The organism is Bradyrhizobium sp. (assembly GCF_028868675.1).
In the GTDB taxonomy this organism is placed as follows: Bacteria; Pseudomonadota; Alphaproteobacteria; order Rhizobiales; family Xanthobacteraceae; genus Bradyrhizobium.
In genome coordinates this window covers 1-23,600 of the sequence record NZ_JAGWUA010000059.1, presented here as the reverse complement: position 1 = coordinate 23,600, position 23,600 = coordinate 1, and the positions used below count along the sequence as shown (strand labels likewise).

21 protein-coding genes and 1 pseudogene are annotated in these 23,600 nt (G+C 66.0%); 13 read left to right on the top strand and 9 right to left on the bottom strand.

The features are described 5' to 3' along the window. Nucleotides 1–136: 136 nt before the first annotated feature. Nucleotides 137–1,741 (bottom strand): FAD-binding oxidoreductase, encoded by a 1,605-nt coding sequence (locus KGM94_RS10405; protein WP_300257938.1) that lies wholly within the window; start codon nt 1,739–1,741, stop codon nt 137–139. 600 nt (nt 1,742–2,341) lie between these two features. Here KGM94_RS10405 and KGM94_RS10400 point away from each other — a divergent pair. Beyond that, the gene (locus KGM94_RS10400; protein WP_300257935.1) at nt 2,342–4,003 is read left to right on the top strand and encodes a DNA topoisomerase VI subunit B; all 1,662 of its coding nucleotides are present in this window, start codon (nt 2,342–2,344) and stop codon (nt 4,001–4,003) included. After that, entirely contained in the window at nt 3,972–5,108 is a 1,137-nt protein-coding gene (locus tag KGM94_RS10395; RefSeq protein WP_300257932.1) for a DNA topoisomerase IV subunit A, read from the top strand. Before KGM94_RS10400 ends, KGM94_RS10395 begins: the two co-directional genes overlap by 32 nt. Nucleotides 5,109–5,125: 17 nt before the next feature. Here KGM94_RS10395 and KGM94_RS10390 read toward each other — a convergent pair whose 3' ends face one another. After that, complete coding sequence (locus KGM94_RS10390; RefSeq protein ID WP_300257929.1) at nt 5,126–5,932, bottom strand: lytic transglycosylase domain-containing protein; 807 nt, start codon at nt 5,930–5,932, stop codon at nt 5,126–5,128. Nucleotides 5,933–6,025: 93 nt separating this feature from the next. On the opposite strand from KGM94_RS10390, the gene KGM94_RS10385 reads away from it, so the two are divergent. The 8 genes from KGM94_RS10385 to KGM94_RS10350 all read left to right on the top strand — a co-directional run bounded on the left by KGM94_RS10385 (nt 6,026) and on the right by KGM94_RS10350 (nt 14,850). Next, a complete protein-coding gene (locus KGM94_RS10385) occupies nt 6,026–7,156 on the top strand; it encodes a glycoside hydrolase family 172 protein (RefSeq protein ID WP_300257927.1) in 1,131 nt (376 codons plus the stop codon). A gap of 127 nt (nt 7,157–7,283) precedes the next feature. After that, nucleotides 7,284–8,909 carry a long-chain fatty acid--CoA ligase gene (locus tag KGM94_RS10380; protein WP_300257925.1) on the top strand — a complete coding sequence of 542 codons (1,626 nt, stop codon included), beginning with the start codon at nt 7,284–7,286 and terminating at the stop codon, nt 8,907–8,909. Between the two features lie 25 nt (nt 8,910–8,934). Beyond that, nucleotides 8,935–10,146, top strand: a complete 1,212-nt coding sequence (locus tag KGM94_RS10375; RefSeq protein WP_300257922.1) for an acyl-CoA dehydrogenase family protein — start codon at nt 8,935–8,937, stop codon at nt 10,144–10,146. 169 nt (nt 10,147–10,315) lie between these two features. Then, complete coding sequence (locus KGM94_RS10370; protein ID WP_300257918.1) at nt 10,316–11,110, top strand: ATP-binding cassette domain-containing protein; 795 nt, start codon at nt 10,316–10,318, stop codon at nt 11,108–11,110. Next, nucleotides 11,107–11,850 (top strand): ABC transporter ATP-binding protein, encoded by a 744-nt coding sequence (locus KGM94_RS10365; RefSeq protein WP_300257915.1) that lies wholly within the window; start codon nt 11,107–11,109, stop codon nt 11,848–11,850. Before KGM94_RS10370 ends, KGM94_RS10365 begins: the two co-directional genes overlap by 4 nt. Continuing rightward, entirely contained in the window at nt 11,847–12,701 is an 855-nt protein-coding gene (locus tag KGM94_RS10360; protein ID WP_300257912.1) for a branched-chain amino acid ABC transporter permease, read from the top strand. Before KGM94_RS10365 ends, KGM94_RS10360 begins: the two co-directional genes overlap by 4 nt. Continuing rightward, entirely contained in the window at nt 12,698–13,672 is a 975-nt protein-coding gene (locus KGM94_RS10355; protein WP_300257910.1) for a branched-chain amino acid ABC transporter permease, read from the top strand. Before KGM94_RS10360 ends, KGM94_RS10355 begins: the two co-directional genes overlap by 4 nt. A gap of 38 nt (nt 13,673–13,710) precedes the next feature. Continuing rightward, nucleotides 13,711–14,850 (top strand): ABC transporter substrate-binding protein, encoded by a 1,140-nt coding sequence (locus tag KGM94_RS10350; protein ID WP_300257907.1) that lies wholly within the window; start codon nt 13,711–13,713, stop codon nt 14,848–14,850. An 87-nt stretch (nt 14,851–14,937) separates the two neighbouring features. On the opposite strand, the gene KGM94_RS10345 is transcribed toward KGM94_RS10350, so the two are convergent. Continuing rightward, complete coding sequence (locus tag KGM94_RS10345) at nt 14,938–15,861, bottom strand: DUF1932 domain-containing protein (RefSeq protein ID WP_300257904.1); 924 nt, start codon at nt 15,859–15,861, stop codon at nt 14,938–14,940. A 198-nt stretch (nt 15,862–16,059) separates the two neighbouring features. Between KGM94_RS10345 and KGM94_RS10340 the strand changes: the two genes are divergently transcribed. Next, nucleotides 16,060–17,037, top strand: a complete 978-nt coding sequence (locus KGM94_RS10340; protein WP_300257901.1) for a tripartite tricarboxylate transporter substrate binding protein — start codon at nt 16,060–16,062, stop codon at nt 17,035–17,037. Nucleotides 17,038–17,072: 35 nt separating this feature from the next. Next, nucleotides 17,073–17,231: pseudogene (locus KGM94_RS10335) on the top strand (PepSY domain-containing protein); the annotation flags it as partial. A 45-nt stretch (nt 17,232–17,276) separates the two neighbouring features. On the opposite strand, the gene KGM94_RS10330 reads toward KGM94_RS10335, so the two are convergent. Both KGM94_RS10330 and KGM94_RS10325 read right to left on the bottom strand, forming a co-directional pair. Continuing rightward, a complete protein-coding gene (locus tag KGM94_RS10330; RefSeq protein ID WP_300257897.1) occupies nt 17,277–17,600 on the bottom strand; it encodes a hypothetical protein in 324 nt (107 codons plus the stop codon). 160 nt (nt 17,601–17,760) lie between these two features. After that, the gene (locus tag KGM94_RS10325; RefSeq protein ID WP_300257894.1) at nt 17,761–18,534 is read right to left on the bottom strand and encodes a ferredoxin--NADP reductase; all 774 of its coding nucleotides are present in this window, start codon (nt 18,532–18,534) and stop codon (nt 17,761–17,763) included. A gap of 145 nt (nt 18,535–18,679) precedes the next feature. On the opposite strand from KGM94_RS10325, the gene KGM94_RS10320 reads away from it, so the two are divergent. Then, complete coding sequence (locus KGM94_RS10320) at nt 18,680–19,876, top strand: amidohydrolase family protein (RefSeq protein WP_300257891.1); 1,197 nt, start codon at nt 18,680–18,682, stop codon at nt 19,874–19,876. Between the two features lie 285 nt (nt 19,877–20,161). Here KGM94_RS10320 and KGM94_RS10315 read toward each other — a convergent pair whose 3' ends face one another. The 4 genes from KGM94_RS10315 to KGM94_RS10300 all read right to left on the bottom strand — a co-directional run. Beyond that, nucleotides 20,162–20,617, bottom strand: a complete 456-nt coding sequence (locus tag KGM94_RS10315) for a MarR family winged helix-turn-helix transcriptional regulator (protein ID WP_300257889.1) — start codon at nt 20,615–20,617, stop codon at nt 20,162–20,164. A 15-nt stretch (nt 20,618–20,632) separates the two neighbouring features. Beyond that, nucleotides 20,633–21,337, bottom strand: a complete 705-nt coding sequence (locus KGM94_RS10310; protein ID WP_300257886.1) for an ABC transporter ATP-binding protein — start codon at nt 21,335–21,337, stop codon at nt 20,633–20,635. Next, complete coding sequence (locus KGM94_RS10305) at nt 21,334–22,125, bottom strand: ABC transporter ATP-binding protein (protein ID WP_300257883.1); 792 nt, start codon at nt 22,123–22,125, stop codon at nt 21,334–21,336. Before KGM94_RS10305 ends, KGM94_RS10310 begins: the two co-directional genes overlap by 4 nt. Then, nucleotides 22,122–23,600 (bottom strand): ABC transporter permease (locus KGM94_RS10300; protein ID WP_300257879.1); only part of this gene is annotated, 1,479 nt, incomplete at its 5' end. The genes KGM94_RS10305 and KGM94_RS10300, both read right to left, overlap by 4 nt.

Here is a 23,600-nt window from a genome sequence, read left to right as displayed (position 1 = left end):
GGCGGTTTTGGGCGCGAGGCAAATTCGTTGGTCGGCAGTTGCAGTCGCGATCGCCAGCGTTCGCCGCCGGCTTCCGTGCGGGCGTTCTGCTTGCCTCGATCGGCGCGGCTCCGCGGCTAACGCGTCGTGCCCCGGCTCACGACCGCGCCGCCAGGAGCACGCCGGGATTCAGGATTCCCTTCGGATCGAGGCGATCCTTGGCGCCCTGCAGCGCGGAGGCGAAAAGCTCCGGCCGCTGACGACGGTACCACGGCATATGGTCGCGTCCGACGGCGTGATGATGCGTGACCGTGCCGCCATGGGCGATCACGGCGTCAAGCGCGCGACTCTTGATCTCCAGCCACTGCTCGGCAAGCGCACCGTGTCTCCCCTTGGCCTGGAACGAGAAGTAAGGCGCCGGCCCATCCGGATAGCAGTGGGTGAAACGGCAGGACACGCTGCCCTTCTGGCCGGTCGCGGCGAGACAGGCGTCCTCGGTCGCCGAGAGAATCGCCTTGTAGAATTCAGGGAAGCGCTCCCAGGTGATGGCGGTCTCGAAGGTATCGGTGATGATCCCCATCTCCACGACCGTCTTCTTGTAGTGCGGCATCCGGATGAAGGCGTTGCGCCAGGCTTCGGCTGCGCCGGCGCGGTGTCCGCTGCCACTCTTGGCGACATCGCGGTCGAAGCTGCCGCCCAATTCCTTCGCGATCGCGAGCGCGCGGTCCATCCAGGCGTCGACGGGGTGATCGGCGTTCTCGAAGGCGAGCACCACGACGGATTGTCGGCCATCGCCGAACCCGTTGTTGAAGGCCTCGCGCGAATCCAGCAGCCGGACATTGGCGGGGAAGAGCCATGCCTGCGAGATCACCCTCACCGCCTCGGCCGCCTTGTAGACGTCGTCGAACAGGACGGCCGTCCCCGCCCGGTATTTCGGCCGCGCCTGCAGGCGCATCCACGCCTCGGTGATGATCCCGAGCGACCCCTCCGAACCGATCATCAACCGGTCGGGGCTCGGGCCTGCGCCGGAGCCGGGAAGACGGCGGCTCTCGATCACTCCTGCCGGCGTTATCGTCCTCAGGCTCTCAACGAGATCGTCGATGTGGGTATAGAGCGTCGCAAAATGACCGCCCGATCGGGTCGCGATCATGCCGCCGAGAGTCGCAAGCTCCATGCTCTGCGGGAAATGCCGCATCGTCAGGCCATGGGACTTCAGTTGATCCTCCATGGCCGGAACGCGGATGCCGCCCTGGATGCGCGCCGCCCGGCTGGTCTTGTCGACCTCCAGGATATTGTCGAGCCGCGTCAGGTCGAGGCTGATGGTGCCGTTGAAGGCACTGCCGACCACCGGCTCGACTCCACCGCAAACGGAGGTGCCTCCACCGAACGGAATCACTGCGACATTGCTGCCTGCCGCGAAGTCGTAGACGGCGGCAATGTCAGCTTCGGAGCGGACGTAGGCAACGATGTCGGGCGCGTTGCGATAGTCGCCCAGAAACTGGCGCGCGTAGTCGGGATAGGATTTTCCATAAGTATGCAGCAGGCGGTCGCGCTTGGAGCTCGTGGCGAAAGCGGAAAGCGCGGCGGGAACCGAAATCCGTGGCGCGCGCAGGTCGACCGCATCCGCACCGGGCGCCTTGCGGACCTCGAACTCTCCGCCGAATCGTTCGCGCATCCGCGACGTCACCATGTGCCGTTCGACGTCCGTAATCTCGTCGCCTTCGTAGCCCCAGCCGACCAGTTTCAGCTCGCTCGTCGCCATGTCGGGTCTCCAAGATCGTGATTTGGAAATTTCTGCACCGCCAGCGGCAATGTTACACAGTCGCAAGGGCCCGTCGATCATGCGGCGCGGCAAGCGCCCCCTGCAAATGCAACGCAATTCCTGCGAAAAGCGCGGGAGACCGGCGTCGGCAGGCAAGGTTCCGACGAAACCCGATTCCAAAGGGCACGAAAAACTCTTGAAACAGGGCCGGGCCTACCCTTTCGCAAAAGCATACAGGGACGGCCACCATGCAATTCCTTCTCGACCTGATCTGGGATCACGCCCGCTGCCGGCATCTCGCCGCGATGGCTTCCAGGGAAGCACGGCCATGATCGAGTTCCTCTCTGCCATTCTGGCGCTCTGCAGCATCGGCGTGTTCGCGGCCCACGCGCTGGACGCGTATCGCACGACGCATTTCTGACGGCTCCGCCACCCCTGGCTCGATCCCGGATGGCGGCCGCGAACCGGCTTGCCCGGCGATCTTGATCCCCGTCAATTGCCGGCGGCTCGGTCTGGCTATCAATAGCCCATTCCGCAGCGCGAAGCCGGAGCACTTCCCTGTCCGAGCGGCGATCTCCACCACCTCTGTCCGCGATCGAGATGGCGCACCGGCAGCGCGAGATCTCGATCTCCGAATTCTTTCTCAAGAACCGCCATCTGCTCGGCTTCGACACGCCTGCGAAAGCGCTCGTCACCGCGGTCAAGGAGGCCGTCGACAACGCGCTCGACGCCTGCGAGGAGGCCGGCATTCTCCCCGACATCACGGTGGAGGTGAGCGACCGCGGCGGCAGGTCGCGCGTGGTCGTCGAGGACAATGGTCCCGGCATCGTCGAGGACCAGATCGCGAAGATCTTCGGCAAGCTGCTGTACGGCTCGAAATTCCACAAGCTGTCGCAATCGCGCGGCCAGCAGGGCATGGGGATCTCGGCGGCCGGCATGTACGGGCAGCTCACCTTGGGCAAGCCGCTGCACATCATCAGCCGCGTCAAGGGCGACAAGCTCGCCTCCGAGATGCATGTCGCGATCGATACGGCCAGGAATCGCCCCGACATCCATCGCAAGAAGCAGTTGAGGTGGGACCGTCCCCACGGCACGCGCGTCGAGATGGAGATGGAGGGACACCATCAGACCGGCCCGCACTCGGTGGAGAGCTATCTGAAGCAGACCGCGATCGCCAATCCGCATCTGGCGATCACCTATCGAAATCCCAAGAGTGAAGTCATCCGCTTCGAGCGCACCACCAGGACGCTTCCCCTGCGGCCGGCCGAGATCAAGCCGCACCCCTACGGCATCGAGCTGGGACGGCTGATCCAGATGCTGAACGGCACCGAAAGCCGCACCCTGCTGCGCTTCCTGGCCGACGAATTCTCCTGCGTCGGCAGGAAGACCGCGCTTGCCATCATCGAGGCGGCGCGCAAGCACGCCGACCGGAAACTGAGCGAGCGCTCGCATCCCAGGCACATCGCGCACGCCCAGGCGGCCGCGCTGCACAGGGCGATCCAGAAGACGCGCATCCAGGCGCCGCGGACCGACTGCATCGTCCCAATCGGCGAGGAGCAGCTTCTTGCGGGCCTGCGTAAGGAGCTCAAGGCGGATTTCTTCACGGTCGTCACGCGGCCGGCGGCGGCCTATCGCGGCAACCCGTTCCTGGTCGAGGTCGCGCTCGCTTATGCGCGCCCCGGCGGCGGCGATGTCGAGGTCGACGCCAGGGGCCGCATGCGCAAGCAGGCGCCGGAGGACACGGACTCGCTGGTCGCGCAGAAGGACGAGCCGGTGCGCCTGCTGCGCTTCGCCAACCGCGTCCCCCTGCTCTACCAGCAGGCCAGCTGCGCGATCACAAGAGCCGTCATGCAGACCAACTGGCGCGGCTACGGCCTGCACCAGCCGAAGGGCGCCCTGCCGATCGCGCCGATGGCGATCCTCGTCCATGTCGCGTCCGTCTGGGTGCCCTACACCTCCGAATCCAAGGAGGCGGTCGAGCCGTATCCGGAGATCCTGAAGGAGATCAGGCTCGGCCTGCAGCAATCGGCCCGCAGGCTCGCGCAATATCTGCACCACGAGGCCCGGCTGCACGAGGAATACGACCGGCGCGTCCACATCGAAAAATACCTGCCGCAGATCGGCCTCGCCCTGCAGGACATCCTCTTCCTCAGCGACGGCGAGCGGGACGCCACGCTGAAGAAGCTCGACGACACGCTGCACCGCTCCCGCACCAGACAGGGCTCCGCCCATGACGCAGATCGTTCCCGGGAACGCACCTAGCGAGCTCGACCGCAAGACCATCGCGCTGATCGATTCGATCGCGCGCGCCGTCCGCGCCAGCATCGCGGCCGGCCGCCTGCCGGAGATCAGGCTGCCGGTCCGCAGCCTCGACAACGTCACCTATGACGAGGCAAAGGGCTATTTCGAGCTCGGCGGCGCCAGCAAGCTGCGCACGCTGACCATGACCACCGCGCGCTCCTTCGCGCAGACGCTGCGCATGATGGCGCTGTCGCGCGGCATGGTCGTGCACGACGACTTCGCCACCAAGCGCGAAGTCTACTACATCAGCAAGAACTGGGGCGATTGCCGTTTCGACGAGCAGGCCGAGTCGGACGCCATCATGGACGACATCGAGGCGACCGCCTCGGTCGAAGGGCTGTCGCGCGAGCAATTGCGGTTCTATCCGGAGGCTCACGGCGGCTCCGTTGCGGGACGGCTGACCGTGATCGACCGTGCGTCCGATGCCGGCGAGGCGATCGAGATCGATTGTGCGCGGCTCGGCAGCGGCGCCTACGGCATTCCGCATTCGGTCGAGCATCTCTCGTTCCGGACGGATGCCCGCTTCATCCTCGCCATCGAGACCGGCGGCATGTTCCAGCGCCTGAACAAGCACCGCTTCTGGGACGCGGCGCAATGCATCATCGTCGAGATGGGCGGCGTGCCGACGCGCGCCACGCGGCGCTTCGTCCGCCTCCTGTCGGACCAGCACGAGTTGCCGGTCTATTGCTTCGTCGATTGCGACCCCTACGGCTTCACCAACATCTATCGCACGCTGAAGGTCGGCTCCGGCAATGCGGCCCACGTCAACCGCTTCCTCTGCGTGCCGCAGGCGCGCTTCCTCGGCGTCACGCCGCAGGACATCCTCGACTTCGGCCTCGAGGATGCCACCCACCCGCTCTCGCCGACCGACATCAAGCGCGCGGAGGATGCGCTCGAGAACGATCCCTTCATCAAGGCGAATCCCGCCTGGGTCGCCGCGATCAGGCAGCAGCTTGCCATGGGGGTCCGCGCCGAGCAGCAGGCGCTGGCGAAATGGGGCCTCAACTACGTCATCAAGGACTATCTGCCGAAGAAGCTCGCCGACCCCGCTGGCTTCCTGCCCTAGCCGCCGAGGCGCTCCCCCTAGCGGCCGCCGCTCTCGCCGTCGATCTGGCGCCCCATCAGCGCGATCGCCTTCTGGTACACGCCGGCCGCATTCCAGGCTTCGATCGCCGCGAAATTCGGCTCGCCCGGCTGGTAGCCCGCGCCGGCGCGCCAGCCATGCGCCCTGAGGAAATTCGCCGTCGACGCGAGCGCATTGGCCGCAACGTCGAGATTGCCGGTGCCGTAGGCCAAAATGTTCTTCGGCATGAACTGGGTCTGGCCGACCTCGCCATGCATGGAGCCGCGCGTCGCGCCCGACAGGCTGCCGCGATCGATCAGCTTGAGCGCGGCATAAAGCTGGTCGGTGAAGAATTCCGGCCGGCGGCAGTCATAGGCCAGGGTCGCGATCGACGACAGCATGTTCTGATTGCCGCGCTGGCTGCCAAAACCCGTCTCCATGCCCCAGATCGCGATCAGCGGTCCCGGCGGCACGCCATAGCGCTGCTGGATCGAGGCGAACATGGCGGCCTGCGATTGCTTCAGCCCCCGCCCGCGCGCAACGATCGTGGTCGCGCCGCGCCTGGCGAGGAACTGGTCGAGCGACAGCGAGAAGCTGTGCTGGCTGCGGTCGGCGGCGATGGTGGCGCTGGCATAGTTGGCCCTCATCAGGGCGGAAATCGCGGTCGGCCCGATGCCCTTGCCGCGGGCCTCCTCGTTGAACTCCCGTTTCCAGCCTTCGAAGCCGGCCGGCGAGCTGCCGCATTGGGCGGCATCGGCCACCGGCATGAAAGACACAAGCAGCCCCACGGCGCCGACCATCCCTGCAAGTGCCCTGCGCCCGGTCATTTTGCGGTCCTTACCGTTCGATCCTCTTCATCTTTTGGTAGATTCGCACACGCTAGAACGGATGCCAACCCGCCGATCGCTTGCGAGGACAAGATGACCTTTTCAGGACTGGGCATGAATCTCGGCAATCTGTCACGCCTGTCGAACGCGCAGTCGCGGTCGATCAGCCCGGAGAATTTTTCGGGGCAGAAGGGCAAGGGCGGCATGGCCGTGGACGGTCCGGCGGCGCGCCAGGCGCGCGGCCTGGGCCCGGGCTGGAAGATCTCGCCCTATGTGACGATCGAGCCGGGCGCGACATTCACGCTCGCCGACATCGAGGGCCAGGGCGCGATCCAGCAGATCTGGATGACGCTCGCGCGCGGCCGGCTGCGCCACTCGATCCTGCGCGTCTACTGGGACGACCAGGCGCAGCCCAGCATCGAATGCCCGGTCGGCGATTTCTTCGCCTGCGGCTGGGAGGAATTTGCGCAGGTCTCCTCGCTCGCGGTCTGCGTCAATCCCGGCCGCGCCTTCAACTGTTACTGGGAAATGCCGTTCCGCAAGCGCGCACGCTTCACGCTGGAGAACCGCAGCGAGGAGACGCAGACGGTCTACTACCAGATCAACTACGCGCTGACCGAGGTGGGCGAGGACTGCGCCTATTTCCACGCCCAGTTCCGCCGCACCAACCCGGTGCCGTACAAGGAGGTTCACACCATCCTCGACGGCGTGAAAGGCCAGGGCCACTATGTCGGCACCTACATGGCCTGGGGCACGAACAGCAACGGCTGGTGGGGCGAAGGCGAGATCAAGTTCTTCCTCGACGGCGACGGTGAATTCCCGACGATCTGCGGCACCGGCACCGAGGACTATTTCTGCGGCGCCTACAATTTCGATCCGCGCGTGCCCTGGAGCCTCGCCAATCCCGGCCGCAGCGACGGACCGCCGTCGCGCTACCAGGAATTCACCACGCCCTATGCCGGCCTGCCACAGGTGATCCGGCCGGACGGCGTCTACAAATCGCAGCAACGCTTCGGCATGTACCGCTGGCACATTCCCGATCCCGTGCGCTTCCGGAGCGATCTGCGCGTGACGATGCAGGCGCTCGGCTGGCGCTCCGGCGTGAAGGAGCCAAAATACCTGCCGCTACAGGACGACGTGGCGTCCGTTGCGTTCTGGTACCAGACGCTGCCGACCGCGCCGTTTCCGGCGTTGCCCGAAGCTGACTACCTCGAGGTCGATTAGCCATCCCGGCCGAGCAGGGAATAGCTTGTGCGCGCAATTGTCGACGCCCGCGCCTGAGCTAATTTGCCATGAGTCAGAATATTTGGGTCAAATATCGCCGCGCGAACGTGGCGTCCGGAGGGGACCGATGCAGGGACTGATGATGGATATGCCGCTTCTGATCAGCGGCCTGATCCAGTATGCCGCCGACTATCACGGCGAGGCCGAGATCGTCGCGCGCGAGATCGAAGGCGACATCCACCGTTATACCTATGCGGAGGCGCATCCGCGCATCAAGCGCATGGCGCTTGCGCTGAAGCGGCTCGGCATGCGCGAAAGCGACCGCGTCGGCACGCTCGCCTGGAATACGCATCGCCATTTCGAGATGTTCTACGCGGCCCCCGGCATGGGCTACGTGCTGCACACCATCAACCCGCGCCTGTTCCCCGAACAGCTCGTCTACATCATCAATCACGCCGAGGACCGGCTCCTCTTCATCGACCGCGGCACGCTACCGCTGGTCGAGGCGATCGCGCCGCAGCTCAAGACCGTCGAAGCTTATGTCGTGATGTCCGCGCGCGAGCGGATGCCCGAGACCAAGCTCGCCAACGTGCATTGCTACGAGGAGCTGCTGGCGAAGGAGAACGATGCCGGCTTCGCCTGGCCGCTGTTCGACGAAAAATCCGCCTCCACCATCTGTTACACCTCGGGCACGACAGGCAATCCGAAAGGCGTCGTCTACTCGCATCGTGCCGCGCTGCTGCAGACCATGACCTGTTCGAGCCTCGACTTCCTGCCCGGTCACATGGAGGGCGTGCGCGAGGTGATGATGCCGATGGCGCCGCTGTTCCACGGCAACGGCTGGAACATGCCGTTCACCGCGCCCTTTACCGGCTCCAAGCTGGTGCTGCCCGGCCGCAACTACGAGCCGGACAAGCTCTACGAGCTGCTCGAAGGCGAGAAGGTGACGATCTCCGCGGGCGTGCCGAGCTTCTGGCTGATCCTGCTCGACTGGCTCGGCCGCTTCGGCAAGAAATTCTCCACGCTGCGCTCGACGCTGTCGTCCGGCTCGGCGCCGCCGCGCGCCATGGTCGAGAAGCTCAAGCGCGAGTACGACATCGACTACATCCAGGCCTGGGGCATGACGGAGGCGCTGGGATGCTCGATGCCGAGCATGCGGCCCGGCTCCGAAAACCTCAGCGAGAAGGAGAGGTTCGATCGCCGCATGGTATCGGGGCGCGCCTGCTTCGGCACGAGCTTGCGCATCGTCGACGACGCCGGCAACGAATTGCCGCGCGACGGCAAGACCGTCGGCCATCTCCGCGCCAGGGGGCCGTGGGTCTCGTCGGGCTACATGAAGCTCGACGAGGGCCTCGACCGCGACGGCTGGCTGATTACCGGCGACATGGCGGTGATCGACCCGCAGGGGCACGTGACGCTGACCGATCGCTCCAAGGACGTCATCAAGTCCGGCGGCGAATGGATCTCCTCGATCCAGCTCGAGGACGTTGCGCTGTCCCACCCCGACGTGCTGCAGGCCGCCGTGATCGCCATCGCGCATGAGAAATGGCAGGAGCGCCCGCTGCTTCTGGTGGTGCGCAAGAAGGGTGCGACAGTCGACGCCAAGACGCTGCTCGACCACATGCGCCCGCGCGTGGCGAGCTGGTGGATGCCCGATGCCGTCGAATTTCTGGACGAATTCCCGATGACCGGCACCGGCAAGGTGCTGAAATCGGCCTTGCGCGACAAGTTCAAGGGCTATCGCGCGGGATAGGTCGACGATCCAGCAGGAGGCCTCGATGCTCTATCCGATGTCGTCAAAGGTCGTCGAGCTGAAGCGGCGGCTCGAAAACTTCATGGACCGCCACATCTACCCGAACGAAGAGCGGTTCTATCGCGAGGCGGAAGAACTCGGCCCCTGGAAGGTCTATCCCGTCGTCGAGGAGCTGAAGCCGCTGGCGCGCGCCGAGGGGCTCTGGAATCTGTTCCTGCCCGACAGCAGGCACGGCGCCGGGCTGAGCAATCTCGAATATGCGCCGCTCTGCGAGGTGATGGGCCGCTCCCATCTCGCGCCGGAGGTGTTCAACTGCTCGGCGCCCGACACCGGCAACATGGAGGTGCTCGAGCGCTACGGCACCGAGAAGGACAAGGAACGCTGGCTGAAGCCGCTGCTGGCCGGCGAAATCCGCTCCTGCTTCGCCATGACCGAGCCCGCGGTGGCCTCGTCGGATGCAACCAACATCGAAAGCTCGATCGTGCGCGACGGCGACTCCTACGTGATCAACGGCCGGAAATGGTACACCACCAACGCCACCGACCCGCGCTGCAAGATCTGCATCTTCATGGGCAAGAGCGATCCGGACAATCCCGACCGCCACAAGCAGCAATCCATGATCCTCGTGCCCATGGACAGCCCGGGCATCGAGGTCAAGCGTCCCCTGCCCGTGTTCGGCTTCTACGGCGTGCCCGACCGCGCCTCCGAGGTGATCTTCACCAACGTGCGCGTGCCCAGGGAGAACATGCTGCTCGGCGAAGGCCGCGGCTTCGAGATCGCGCAGGGCCGGCTCGGCCCGGGCCGCATCCACCATTGCATGCGCCTGATCGGGCTTGCCGAGCGGACGCTGGAGAAGATGTGCCGGCGCGTGCGCAGCCGGGTCGCCTTCGGCAAGCCGGTCTCGGAGCAAACCGTGACACAAGAGCGCATCGCGGAAGCCCGCATCATGATCGAGCAGGCGCGGCTCCTGACGCTCAACGCGGCGCAGGCGATGGACACCGTCGGCAACAAGGTCGCGAGGACCGAAATCGCGATGATCAAGGTCGCCGTGCCCAACATGGCCTGCCAGATCATCGATTGGGCGATCCAGGCCCATGGCGGCGGCGGCACGTCGAACGATTTCGGCCTGACGCAGGCCTATGCCACCGCGCGCCTGCTCCGTCTCGCCGACGGCCCGGACGAAGTCCATCGCAACCAGATCGCGCGGCTGGAGCTCAAGAAATATTCTAATGCCTGAGCGGGGTCGCCAACGCCCCGGTCGACGCAACGTTTTTCCGCTGGCCGAAAAATACTCTGCGCATGCAAGCCGCTTGCCGTTGCGCACTTGACCACACATCAAATGCGATGGAGGCTGCCGCACCAAGAAGATCGGGCGACAACCGACGCAACAAGGGATGGAAGGCCGGGTGGCAAGTTCCGGAGACTCGATTGGCGATCGGCGCGAGCTCCTGCGCGCTGAGAACCTGACGGTGCAGTACGGCGCGCTGATCGCGCTTCGCGACGTCGGCTGGACGGTTCATGCGGATGAAATCCTGGGGATCATCGGACCGAACGGCGCAGGCAAGAGTACTTGCTTCGCCGCCGTGACGAACACGGTGAACCATCGTGGCCGCACCTTTCTCGAGGGCGGCGACGTATCGGATCTCAGGACTTTCGAGCTGGCCGATCGTGGGCTGCGCCGGACCTTCCAGCAAAATTCCTTCTTCGGCGAGCTGACCGTCTTGCAAAACGCGGTCTCCGCCATCTTCCGCGATTTCTCGACTCATCTCGCCGCGTCGATCTTCACGCCCTGGCGTGAGATGACGACGCGCCGCAGCGCGGAGGCGGCGGCGACGCAACTGCTCGATTTCGTCGGCGTGCCCGCGCGCTATCACGACGAGTTGCCGGGTGATATTCCCTATGGTGTGCAGCGACTCCTTTCTGTGGCGCTGGCCTACGGCACCGGCGCCAAGGTGCTCCTGCTCGATGAGCCGGCCGCTGGCCTGAGCGGCGGCGACATGAAGAAGCTGGCCGACGTCCTGATCGAGCTGCGCAGGCGCGATCTCGCTCTGGTCGTCATCGAGCATCACATGGATCTCATCATGTCGATCGCGGACCGCATCGTCATGATCGATCAGGGCGCGATGCTGGCGACGGGAACGCCGAGCGAAATTCAGCGCGATCCGCGCGTGCGCGAGGCCTATCTGGGACGGGACGAATGAGCGGCGTCCTGCAAAGCGAAGAACTCTCCGTCCGCTATGCCGGCAACGTCGCGCTCTCCGGCGTCAACATCGCCGTGCCCGCCGGCAAGATGGTCGGCCTCGTCGGCGCCAATGGCGCGGGCAAGACGACGCTGGTCAATGCCCTCGCGGGCTGGTCGCGCGGCCGCCCCGTCGTGACCGGCGCCGTCAAGCTGAAGGAACGGCGCATCGAGAAGCTTGCCGCCCATGAACGGGTGGCGCAGGGACTCACGCTCGTGCCCGAAGGCAAGAACATCTTCGCCGAGCTCACGGTCGACGAGAACCTGGCGCTGGTACGGCCGCCGTCCGACAATGCCGGCCGTCACACCTTTGGCATCGCCGAAATCTTCGAATTCTTCCCTCGCCTGGCGGAACGGCGCTCGCACAAGGGAGCGTCGCTGTCGGGCGGCGAGCGGCAGATGCTGGCGATCGGACGGGCGCTGCGCGCGGGCCCGTCCGTGCTGATGCTCGATGAGCCCTCGGCCGGGCTGGCTCCGCGGCTGATCGCCGACCTGTTGTCCCGCATCCGCCTGCTGGTCGATCGAGGGCTTCCCGTCCTGCTGGTCGAGCAGAACGTAAAGGCCGCGCTGAAGGTCGTCGATCACCTCTACCTCCTCGAACGCGGCCGCATCGTCGACGAGGGGCCGGCCGACGTCATGGCCGCCGATCACCGCATCATCGAAGCCTATCTCGGCACGATCGCGGACGGAGGCCGGGCGTGAACGTCGCGCAGCAGATCGTCAACGGCATCGTGCTCGGCTCCGGCTATGCCTGCATCGCCCTCGGCTGGACCATCCTGCTCGGCGTCGCGCGTCTCGTGAACTTCGCGCACGGCCAGCTCTACATGCTCGGCGCATTCGTAACCTGGTTCGCCACCTCCAAGGCTGGGTTGCCTTACCCGCTCGCGATTGCGGCTGCCGTCGCAGTGCTGTCGGCCCTCGGTCTCTTGATGCAAAGCGCGATGATGCGTCTCGTGATGACGCAGAACCTGACCAGCCTGATGATCGTCACCCTCGGCATCGGCTACGTGCTGCAGGGCGGCAGCGCCCTGATCTTCGGAGGCAATCCGCAAACCCTGCCCGGCACGCTGTCTCGCGCCAAGGTGGATCTCGGCCCGCTCTGGTTCACCTGGCAGGATGTGCTCGTCTTGATCGTGACGATCGCGCTCTACGCTGCGGTGTGGCTGTTCACCCAGCGCACCCGATACGGCTCCGTGATCCGCGCGGTCGCGGAAGATCCCAAGCTTGCCGAGCTTTTCGGCATCAACGCACGAATCGTCTACCTCCTGGTCTTCGTCTTCGAATGCTCCGCCGTCGCGCTCGGCGCAGCCCTGGTCGCGCCGCGTTCTCCGATCCTGACCAGCATGGGCTTCAACGAGGTGATCATGACCTTCGTCGTGGTCGTGCTCGGCGGCATCGGATCGATCGGCGGCGCGCTGGCGGCAGGTCTCGGACTTGGACTGTTCACTGCCTTCTTCGGCGCCTTCGTGGCGCAGGCCTACACGACGGCTGCGGCTTTCGCTCTCCTCCTGGCGTTGCTGGTAATCCGTCCGGCGGGATTGGCAACGAAATGACCGTGATCGAATCCCGGTCCCCAACCCCGATGCCGCTGCTGCGGGCGGCTTCGATCGGCGCGTTCATCGTCCTGGGCTTTTTCCTGCCGCGTCTGCTGGGCGGCACGTCGGTCGCCTACTCGACCCTGACCACGATCGCTATCTTCGCGGTCATGTGCTATGGCGTCGACGTCGTACTGTCCTATCTCGGCGAGGTCAGTCTCGGCCACACCCTGTTCTGGGCGATCGGCGGCTACGCAGCCGCAAACCTGTCGACCAAATACGGACTCGATGGCTGGAGCACGGCGCTTGCGACCATCGCGCTCTGCCTCGCCGCGGCGGCCTTCCTCGGTGCCGTGACCTTGCGAACGCGGGAGTTCGTGTTCTCGCTGGTGACCTATGCCGCGGCGGTCGTCGCCTACGAGATCGCCTTCAACTGGGATGCCATCGGCGGCTCCGACGGAATCGTCGGCATCCCTCCGCTGACGCTGCCGCTCGTCGCGACGAGTTTCTCCGCCGCCACGCAGGAGGATCTGTGGCCGGTGTCCTTCGTGCTGCTGCTGCTGACGCTCGGGCTGATCGCGCGCTTTCGGTATTCCCGGCTCGGCACCGTCGCCCTGATGGCGCAGATGAATCCCGCGCTCGCCGCCAGCCTCGGCGTCGATCCGCGCAGGGTCAGACTGGCCGTATTCGTGATTTCTGCGCCGATCACCGGGCTCGCCGGCTGGCTCTACGCCTATCAGCGTGCCTATGTCGGGCCGGATATGTTCGAATCCTACTTCCTGGTCATGATGCTGACCGCCGTGGTGCTGGTCGGCCGCCGCGTGCTGATTGGCCCCTTGGTCGGCACGGCCCTGCTCGTCGCGCAGCAGAACCTGTTCTCGCTCGGCGGCGATTGGAACAAGATCGTGCTTGGATCGGTGCTGGCGCTGGTCCTGATCTTCTGGCCGACCGGACTCGTCGGATTATATCGTCGATTCAGCAAGCGCTGAGCCAAGAGTGAGCCAAGAGAAAGAAGAGGGAGAACGTCATGAACAGGACGACCAAACTGGCCTTCGCCATGCTGCTGGGCCTGACCGCGCCGGCAATGGCCCAGGACATCAAGGTGGGCACCATTTTTCCCTTGAGCGGCGGTGCCGGTCCGGATGGACAGACCGTGACCAACGCCGTCAAGCTCATGGTGCAGCAGATCAACGACAAGGGCGGACTGCTCGGGCGCAAGCTGACGGTGGTCTCCAAGGACGATGAGAGCACGCCCGCAGTGGGCGTCAGCCGCGCCAACGAGATGATCGCGGAGAAAGCCGATGTCGTCATCGAGGGCTGGAATTCGCCGGTCACCCTGGCCATGCAACCGATCCTCGCCCGCGCCGGCATCATGGACATCACCGCGGTTTCGAAGTCGGACCTGATCCTCAACGGACAGAGCAATCCCTACGCCGTCCGCATCAACAGTTCGAACGGCTTCGATGCGGCCGTGATCGCCAAATACATCGTCGAAACGCTCAAGGCGAAGAAGGTTGCCTTCCTGACGCAGAACGACGTGTACGGAAACGGCTTCCAGTCGGCTGTCGAGGCCGAATTCAAGAATCTGAACTTCTCCGGTGAAGTCGTCATGACCGAGAAGTTCGCATTCAAGGATACCGACTTCCGCGTCCAACTCACCAACCTGAAGGGCGCGAATCCCGATGCGATCATCGTCACCAATGCCTCGAACTCGTCCGGCCTTCCCGCGATGGTCGAGCAGTACCGCCAGGCCGACATCAAGTCCGCCTTCGTGGGCGCGGTCGGCATCATGCTGACCACGGTCTTCAAGGTGGCCGGCGATGCCAACAACGGCATCGTCTCCGCAGATATCTTCTTTCCCGACCTGCCGCCCTTCACGACGATGCCCGAAAGCACCGCATTTGTTGCCGCCTACAAGAAGGCCTACGGGGTTGATCCCGACAAGAGCGCAGCCCTCGGCGCGGCCGCGGTGCAGGTCTGGGCACAGGCGGTTGAGTCCACCAAGTCGCTGGACCGCAAGACCGTTGCCGAAGCGATCCGCGGCAAGACCATCAAGGGCACCGTCTTCGGCGACGCCCAGTTCCTTCCGAACGGCCAGATGCAGCCGCGATATGTGGTGTTCAAGGTCGTCGACGGCAAGAACGCCAAACTCGAAGCCCTGCGATAGGGAGAAGCAACCGCACGGTGAACCGAGCCTGCCGGCGGCCCGAGCGGCGCAACACCGGGGGCGCATGACGATCGGTCGCGCCCCCGGTTATGTCTCGCGCTCGATTCTCGCGAGCATCCGGTCAGCCTCGATGCGCCAGTCGGCGCTGCGGGCAAATCCTTCCGTACCCTTCTTGCCGAACACGCCCTCGTCGGCGAGGTCGGCGACCCAGGCCTGGCGCTCGGCCGTGCCTTGCGCGGACCACGGCGTCAGCCCGGCCTCGCGCACGGTCTCGGCGACCTCCCGCACCTCCTCCGCGCGGCGGCGGCCGTGCTCGATCACGCGCTGGAAGAAATAGGCGCCCTGCTTCTCCCAATCGATGCCCGGAAAGGTCTCCTTGAGAGAGGCGAGTACCGCATCCTCAACGCCATAAGCCCGCGCGGTGGTGAAGCTTTCGATCACCATGGCTTCGAGGCCCTTGATCATGATGCTGCGGCACATCTTGACCGCCGAGGAGACGCCGAGCGTGTCGCTGGCGACCTTGGCTGCAAAGCCGATCGCGTTGAGCAGCGGCGCGAGCTCGGCCGCGCCCTTGCCGCCGAGCAGAAGCGGCACCTTGATCCGGTACGGCGGCACCGAAGTCATCACCGCGCCCTCGACATAGCGCCCGCCTGCGCCATCAATCAGCGCGGCGGCGCGTTGCTTGGCGCCCGGAGAGGCCGAGTTGAAATCGAGAAACCAGGTGCCCTGGTTGATGGCGGCCGCACACGCCTGCGCCACCGGCACGGCCTGGCTCGCGGTGACGGCAGAGACGACGAAGTCGGCCTTCGCCGTGAGTTCGGCGTGGGAGGCAGCCAGCGCGACGCCAAACCGGGCGGCATGCTCGCGCAAGGGCGCGGCGCGGTCGCCGTCGAGCTTGATGTCGTAGGCTGCGACCTCGATGTCCTGCTTGCGCAGGTCCTCGGCCAGGATCCGGCCGACCTCGCCGTAGCCGACCAGCCCTATCCGCCATCGCCTGGGATCACCGGACATCACCATCATCCTCCGAACCATTGTCGAATCGCAGGGCGAAGCGCCGGCGACGCGTCACCCGTGCGGCCTGCCATCCTGGTCTACTTGCATGCCATGAGATTTGTACTATCGTACAAGAGATAAGGTGCCGTCAACAAGAGCGACGGCGACCGCAGCGCTGCAAGATTGCGTGCAAGGGAACGTGGAGGAACGCAGGACATGCCGGGTTTGAACAGGACGATCGGTCGCCTCATGGTCGGGGCCGGCTTGCTGCTGGCGAGCACCTTGGCGCAGGCCGAGACCTTTCCGAGCAAGCCGGTGCACATCCTGGTGCCCTATGCGGCCGGCGGCGCCGTCGACGTGCTGGCGCGCACCATGGGCGCGGCGCTGGCAAAGACTTGGGGCCAGCAACCCGTGATCGAGAACCGTCCCGGCGCCGGCGGCATCGTCGCTTCGCAGGCGCTGACGCAGGCCCAGCCCGACGGCTACACGCTGATCCTGGTCGCGAGCGGCCATCCGCTCAATCAGTTCATCTATCCGAGCGTGCCCTACGACACGTTCAAGGACTTCACCGCCATCACCGAGGTGGCTTCGTCGCCGCTCGCGATCGTCGTGCCCAAAGAGAGTCCGTACAAGGACCTCGGCGAGCTGTTGGCCGCGGCGAAGAAGGAGCCGGAAAAGCTCTCCTACGGCATGTCGGGCAACGGCACCTCGGCCCATCTCGCCGGCGCGCTGTTGAACCACATGGCCGGCGTGAAGATCGTCGCCATTCCCTACAAGGGCGGCGCGCCGGCGCTCACCGCCGTGATCGCGGGCGAGATTCCGCTCAGCATCAACCCGCTCGCCGAGGCGATCGGCCAGCTCGACGGCGGCGCGGTGAAGGCGCTCGCGGTGACGTCGGCGCAGCGCTCCAAGGCGTTGCCCGACGTGCCGACCGTCGCGGAGTCCGGGGTTGCCGGCTACGACGTCTCGGTGTGGTGGGGATTTTTGGGACCGGCGCGCATGCCGCCCGAGATCGTGGCCAGGCTCGAGACCGATCTGAAAGCGGCGCTCGCCGATCCGACGGTGGCCGCGACGCTCGCCAAGATCGGCGCCACGCCGGTCGGCTCATCGTCGAAGGATTTCGACGCCTACATGCACGCCGAGGCGACGAAATGGGAGCCGGTGCTGAAGGCCGCCAACATCCGCGCGGAATAGACAGACGCGCTTTCGAAGTTTGCGCCGCCCTGCGCATTCACGAGGGCAACTGGTCGGCGCTGGTCGCCTCCTCGCTCAACGTCGTCACGTCGATCGCGCTGCTCACGCTGTTGTCGACGGGCGTGCTGATCTGGGCTCGTCGCAAGCTGCGCCGGCGCAGCACGCGCGGCACGACCCTCGGCGCGGCGGCATAGGTTCTCAGCCCGGCTACTCGTGCAAGACGGTTTCGCTGTGGCTGGCTAGGTTCGATCCGGCGAACGCGGGCCGGCCTTGCGCTGTCGCGCCGCATGCGAGTCCCAGTCGCCCCAGCTTGCGCTGCTGAGGCTTCGCAGGTCCGTTGCAAGCGGCCGCCGCGTGCGCTTCTCGTAGTTGCTGATACAGCGCTCGGACTCGGCGATCTTGCGCTGCAGGTCGGCAATCGCCTTCTGGGTCTGTCCGTCCCGCTTCGAGGAGGCGATCTCGCCCATCGTGAAGCGCGCCGTCTCCAGCGCCTTCAACTCGGCGCGATTCTTCTTCAACTGGACCCGGTGCCAGGCGATGTTGCTGTCGCTGTCCGCAACCATGAGGGAACTCCGCTGATTCGGCCCCGACAGTGTAACGTCGGGCGAATCGCCGGGGCAACGGCCGCACCGCGGCAAAAGAGTGCCGTTTGCGTCCCCCCAAATCAAAACTCGCGGTTCAACCCCATGCACAGTGGCGGAGCGGTCAGGGGCGGCCGCGCGTTCAGCGCTCCGCAAACGCCTTTTCGACAACGAATTGAGCGGGTTCGCCGTGGTTGCCCTCGACGAAGCCGCGCCCGGCCAGGAGCATGCGGGTATCGGCGACCAGGGCCGGGCTGCCGCAGATCATGACGCGGTCGTGAGCTGCCTCCAGCGGCGACAGGCCGATGTCGGCGAACAGCTTGCCCGAGGTGATGAGGTCGGTGATCCGGCCGCGATTGCGGAAGGGGTCGCGGGTGACCGTCGGATAGTAGATCAGCTGGTTGCGGATGCAGTCGCCGAGCAGTTCGTCGTTCGGCAGCTTCTCCGCGATCATCTCGCCATAGGCGAGCTCGGCGACGCGGCGACAGCCGTGCAGCAGCACCACCTTCTCGAAGCGCTCATAGGTCTCGGGATCCCTGATCACGCTCAGGAACGGCGCAAGCCCGGTGCCGGTGCCGACCAGATAGAGGTTGCGGCCCTCCTCCAGATTGTCGATCACCAGCGTGCCGGTGGCCTTGCGGCTGACGATGATCTCGTCGCCTTCCTTGAGGTGCTGCAGGCGCGAGGTCAGCGGGCCGTCCGGCACCTTGATCGAGAAGAACTCGAGCGTGTCCTCGTAATTGGCGCTGGCGACGCTGTAGGCCCGCAACAGCGGCTTCTCGCCGATCTTGAGCCCGATCATGGTGAACTCGCCGCTGCGGAAGCGGAAGGTCGGGCTGCGGGTGGTGGTGAAGGAGAACAGCGTGTCGGTCCAGTGGTGGACGCTCAAAACGCTTTCCTGGTTGAAATTGCTCATCGCACCCTCTGGCCGGCCGGGCCGATATCGGTATAATTCATTCGTACACGATCATTCGTATACAAATGAATAATCCGGCTTGATCCCGCGGTCAAGGCTGGCCCAAGATCGAGAGCGTTGCAGTCTCAGGACAAGGAACCCCTCCATGGCGCATGACGCACCCCAGGCGACCGGCCCGACCAGGCTGGTGATCCGCAACATCGGCCTGCTCTTGTCCGGCGCCCTGGAGAAGCCGATCCTCGATGCCGACACCATCGTCGCCGAGAACGGCAGGATCAGCGCGATCGGCCGCCTCAAGGACGTCGACACCGAGGGCGCCACCACCATCGTCGACGCCAACGGCACCACGCTCGCCCCGGGCCTGATCGACAGCCACGTCCATCCCGTCGCCGGCGACTGGACGCCGCGGCAGAACCAGATCAACTGGATCGACAGCTACCTCCATGGCGGCGTCACCACCATGATTTCGGCCGGCGAGGTGCACATGCCCGGCCGCCCCCGCGACGTGGTCGGGCTGAAGGCGATGGCCGTGTTCGCCCAACGCGCATTCTGGACGCTCCGCCCGGGCGGGGTGAAGGTGCACGCCGGCGCGCCCGTGATCGAATGCGAGATGGTCGAAGAGGATTTCAAGGAGATGGCGGCCGCCGGCGTCAAGCTGCTCGGCGAGGTCGGCCTCGGCGGCGTCAAGGACGGCCCCACCGCGCGGAAGATGGTCGGCTGGGCGCGGAAGTACGGCATCCAGAGCACCATCCACACCGGCGGCCCCTCGATTCCCGGCTCCGGCCTGATCGACAAGGACGTCGTGCTGGAAGCCGACACCGACGTGGTCGGCCACATCAATGGCGGCCACACCGCGCTGCCCGACGACCAGATCCGCTGCATCTGCGAGGGCTGCAAGCGCGGGCTGGAGCTCGTGCACAACGGCAACGAACGCTCGGCGCTCTACACGCTGCGCACCGCGCGCGAGATGGGCGATCTGCACCGCGTCATCCTCGGCACCGACGCGCCGGCCGGCTCCGGCGTGCAGCCGCTCGGTATCCTGCGGATGGTCTCGATGCTGTCCTCGCTCGGCGACCTGCCGGCCGAGATCGCCTTCTGCCTTGCCACCGGCAACACCGCGCGGATGCGAGAGCTCGATTGCGGCCTGATCGAGGTCGGGCGCGCGGCGGATTTCGTGCTGATGGACAAGGCGCAGCATTCGCCCGGCAAGAACATTTTGGACAGCGTGCAGATCGGCGACCTCCCCGGCGTCGGCATGACCGTCATCGACGGCATCGTCCGCACCCAGAGGAGCCGCAACACGCCGCCGGCGGGCAGGGTTCCGGAGGTGATGGGGAAGTAGGCGCTGGCGCAAATGCCCGATCCGTCATCCTGAGGCGCGAGCCTTGCGGGGCAAGTGCACCGCAAGGCGAGCCTCGAAGGATGAACGGCCGAGATGCAGCCGGGCCGTCGCCCTTCGAGGCTCGCGTTCCGCGAGCACCTCAGGGTGACGGTGCGAGAGCCGAAGTCACCCTCAACTTGTTCGGTACCGTAGGGTGGGCGAAGCCTGCCCACCGCTTCTGCCCCCTTGGGCCCGCCAACGGTGGCACGGCGCTTCGCACCTTTGCCCACCCTGTGGCATCGCGCCTCACCGCAACTTGTTCAACAGCGCGAGCAGCGTCTCGCGCTCCTTCGCATCCAGCGGCGCGAGAGTCTCGCGGGTGATGGCGAGCGCGTTCGGCGCGACCTTGTCCGCGAGCTGCTGACCGGCGCGGGTGAGGCTGACCAGCAGGCGCCGCCCGTCCTCGGGATCGGAGCTCGTCTCGGTCAGCCCGCGCGCGGAGAGCCGGTCGATGACGCCCTTGATGGTCGCGACGTCCATCGCGGTCAGGCGGCCGAGCTGGTTCTGCGAGCACGGCCCGGTCTCGGCGAGCTTCGACAGCGCCGCCCATTGCGTCGGCGTCAAATTGGTGCCGATCTCGCGGGCGAAGATCGCGGCGTGGCGCTGCCAGACCTGGCGCAGGATGAAGCCGATCTGCTCGTCGAGCACGTAGGACGGCTTTGCCGGCTTGATGCCCTTCTTGACCGCGGTGCCCCTCGCCATCGCCCCCGCCCCTCCTCACAACGACAGATGCGCGTCGCGGATGTCCGGACGCGCATCGAGCTCCGCCATCGTGCCGCCGAAGCAGATTCGTCCGCGCTCGATGATATAGGCGCGATCTGAGATCAGCCGCGCGAAATGCAGATTCTGCTCGGACACGACGATGCTGACACCCTCCCGCTTCATCGTCCGGATGGCGTCGACCATCTGCTCGACGATCTTCGGCGACAATCCTTCGGACGGCTCGTCCAAGAGCACCAGCGACGGATTGCCCATCAGCGTGCGCGCGATCGTCAGCATCTGCTGTTCGCCGCCGCTCATCCGCCCGCCCGGACGGTTGCGCATCTCGCTCAGGTTCGGAAACAATGCGAACAGTTTTTCGCGCGTCCAGTACGGCGCATTCGCCCGCTTCGGCTGGCGGCCGACCTCGAGATTCTCCTCGACGGTCAGATCGGTGAAGATGCGCCGCTCCTCCGGCACATAGCCGAGGCCGCTGCGCACGATCTCGTGCGTCGGCCGCGCCGAGACGTCCCTGCCTTCGAACAGGATGCGGCCCGACCGCTGCGCGACGAGGCCGACGATGGAGCGGAACGTGGTCGACTTGCCCGCGCCATTGCGCCCCAGGAGCGCCACCACCTCGCCCTCGCCCACCTCGAGCGCGATGTCGAACAGGATGTGCGCCGGCCCGTAGAAGCTGTTGAGGTCCTGCACGGTCAGCTTCATGGCGCAGCCCCCTCGCGATGGCGGGCGTCGTAGACGAGGCCCTCGCCGAGATAGACCGCCTGCACCTGCGGATTGCCGCGCACCTCCTGCGGCGAGCCTTCCGCGATCAGCGAGCCGCGATTGAGCACGAGGATGCGGTCGGCATGCTCGAACACCACGTCCATGTCGTGCTCGGTGAAGAGCACGCCGATGGATTTTTCCCGCGCGATGCGTGCGGTGAGCCGCATCAGGTCGACGCGTTCGCGCGGCGCCATGCCGGCGGTCGGCTCGTCCATCAGCAGGAGACTTGGCTGGTTGGCGAGCGCGACCGCGAGCTCCAGCCGCTTGAGATCGCCATAGGCGAGCTCGCCGCAGGGGCGGTCCGCGTAGCCGCCCATCCCGACCAGCTCCAGAAGCCCGCCGGCGGCGTCGCGCGCGAATTTCGGCGCCGAGCTCCAGAGGTTGAACAACTGATGCGCATGCGAGACCAGCGCGACCTGGACGTTCTCGCGCACGGTCATGGTGGCGAACGTCGCCGTGATCTGGAAGGTGCGCCCGACGCCGAGGCGCCAGACCTCGCGCGGCTTCTTGCCGGTGGTGTCCTCGCCGAGCAGACGGACGTGGCCGGAATCCGGCCGGTTCTGGCCGTTGAGCATGTCGAAGCAGGTGCTTTTTCCGGCGCCGTTGGGGCCGATCAGCGCAAGGATCTCGCCGGCGCGCAGCTCGAACGAGACGCCGCGCACCGCGTGAATGCCGCCATAGGACTTGGTCAGGCCCTCGACCGCGAGAAGTGGGGGTGCTGCGGTCATTCGGCGGACTCGATCGGCTTGGCAAGCAGGCTCGAGCCGGGCGGCGGCGCGCTGCGGCGGCGCTGCGTGAGCATCTCCAGCATGCCGACGATGCCTTTCGGGAACACCACCACGATCAGCACGATGAAGCCGCCGAGCACGAGCTTTGACAGGTCGGTCTGGCTCACCAGCCAGATGGTGAGCGCCTTGTAGACGATTGCGCCGATCACTGCGCCGGACACCGTCTCGACACCGCCGAGCAGCACCATGACGAGCGCATCGACCGAGAGCGAGATGCCGAGATTGTCCGGGAAGACGCTGCCCTTGAGATAGGCGAACAGTGCGCCGCCGATGCCGGCAGCCGTGCCGGCTATGACGAAGGCCGTCCACTGCATGCGCTTGGCGTCAATGCCGATCGCTTCGCTGCGCAGCAGGGAGTCGCGGGTGGCACGCAGCGCATAGCCGAACGGCGAGAACACGGCGATGAGGAGCGCGATCGTCACCAGGGCGGCGACGCCGAGCGCAAGCCAGTAGAAATGCGACGGGCTCGCCGCCCATTTTTCCGGCCAGAGGCCCAACAGGCCGTTGTCGCCGCCGGTGACGCTGACCCACTGGAACGCAATCGACCAGACGATCTGCGCAAAGGCGAGCGTCAGCATCGCGAAATAGACGCCGGAGAGCTGCACCGCGAAGAAGCCGAACACGGCCGCGCCGAGGCAACCCAGCAGCGGCCCGAGCAGCAGGCAGAGGATCATCGGCAGCCCCGCCATCTTGGCGAGGAATGCGATGCCATAGGCGCCGAGGCCGAAATAGGCGGCATGGCCGAAGGAGGCGAGCCCGCCGACCGACATCAGGAAGTGCAGGCTGACGGCGAAGATGACGAAGATCGCGATTTCCGAACCGACGGTCAGCGCATAGGCGCCGGCGAACAACGGCAGCGCCGCCGCGACGGCAAGCGCCGCAAGCGCGGCCAGCCGCTCGCCCGAATTCAGCGGACGCCAGGGGTTGACGGTCAGCCCCGGCGTGCGCCGCGCCGGCGCCTCCGGCCGGCCGAACAGGCCCCAGGGCCGCACGATCAGCACCACCGCCATCACCAGGAACACCAGGATGATCGAAATCTTCGGAAAGATCAGGATGCCGAAGGCGTTGAGCTCGGAGACCAGCACCGCCGCGACGAAGGCGCCGACGATGCTGCCGAGCCCGCCGATCACCACGACCACGAAGACCTCGACGATGATGTGAAGGTCCATGGCGTGATGCACGGCGTCGCGCGGAATCTGCAGCGCGCCGCCCAGCGCTGCGAGGAATACGCCGACCGCAAACACCGATGTGAACAGCCATTTCTGATTGACGCCGAGCGCTGCGACCATGTCGCGGTCCTGCGTTGCAGCCCGCACCAGCACGCCCCAGCGCGTGCGCTGGAACAGGAGCCAGAGGACGCCGAGCACGACCGGCCCGAGCCCGATCAGGAACAGGTCATAGCTCGGGATGTTCTG